Below are 1,330 nucleotides of genomic sequence, written 5' to 3' on the forward strand. Positions count from 1 at the left end.
GGGCACCTCCACCGGGAGTGTCTCCGTCCCCGAGCTGACGTGCAGCGCCTCCTGACCCACGGCTGACCCCAGCAGCGGAAGGAACGACGTCCGCGACGCCGACGTGTTCGCCCCGGAACAGGCCACGCCTGCGTCAGGACCGGGCGCCGGGGGATCGTTGCCGCCTCCTCCGGCGCCCCTTCGGCCCCGCCCCCACGGGCGGTGGTCCCCACAACACGACAACGTTGTCCGTACTCTCGTCTGGAGTAGCCTCCCATGGTCAAACGCCTGTTGATCGCCCTGGGGTCGGTCATCACCCTGGTGGCGGCCCTGTTCGCGCACTCGCTACCCGCGCACGCCGACACCGGCTTCCAGGTTCGCGACGGCCGTCTCGTCGACGCCGCCGGGAACGACTTCGTCATCCGCGGGGTCAGCCACGCCCACACCTGGTTCGCCCAGGAGACCCAGTCGTTCGCCGACATCAAGTCGCTGGGCGCCAACGCCGTCCGCGTCGTCCTCAGCAGCGGCGACCGCTGGACGGAGAACGGCGTCGACGACGTGGCCAACGTCGTCGCCGAATGCAAGGCCAACCAGCTGATCTGCGTCCTGGAGGTGCACGACACCACCGGTTACGGAGAACAGGCCGGCGCCGCCACACTCGACCAGGCCGTGGACTACTGGCTTCGCATCCAGGAGGCCGTCGAGGGCGAGGAGGACCACATCCTCGTCAACATCGGCAACGAGCCCTACGGCAACGACTCCGCGACCAACCAGAACTGGGCCAGTGACACCAGCGCCGCCATCAACCGCCTGCGCGACGCGGGCTTCGACCACACCCTGGTCGTGGACGCGCCCAACTGGGGTCAGGACTGGCAGGGCACCATGCGTGACAACGCCCAGTCGGTGTTCGACTCCGACCCGCACGCCAACACGGTCTTCTCCGTGCACATGTACGGCGTCTACGAGCAGGAGTCGACCATCGTCTCCTACCTGGAGGACTTCGTCGACGCGGGCCTGCCCCTCATCATCGGGGAGTTCGGCCACGACCACTCCGACGGCAACCCCGACGAGGACGCCATCATGCACCACGCCGAGCGCCTCGGCCTCGGATACGTCGGCTGGTCCTGGAGCGGCAACGGCAGCCCCGTGGAGTACCTGGACATGGTCGAGGACTTCGACGTCAACCGCCTGACCCCCTGGGGCGAGCGCATCTTCAACGGCCCCAACGGCATCGCCGAGACCGCCGAGGAGGCGCCGATCTACGGCGGCGGACCGACCGACCCGCCCACCGAGGAGCCCACGGACCCGCCCACCGAGGAGCCGACGGATCCGCCCTCGGGTGAGTGTGAGG

General features: G+C 69.1%; 1 protein-coding gene. It reads left to right on the forward strand.

What is annotated here, in order from left to right; all coding sequences use genetic code 11:
- Nucleotides 1-255: 255 nt before the first annotated feature.
- Nucleotides 256-1,330, forward strand: a 1,075-nt coding sequence (locus D455_RS0128655) for a glycoside hydrolase family 5 protein (RefSeq protein ID WP_017574082.1), incomplete at its 3' end; no start/stop codon positions are given.

Origin of the sequence: Nocardiopsis halotolerans DSM 44410 (assembly GCF_000341065.1) — a bacterium.
GTDB lineage: Bacteria > Actinomycetota > Actinomycetes > Streptosporangiales > Streptosporangiaceae > Nocardiopsis > Nocardiopsis halotolerans.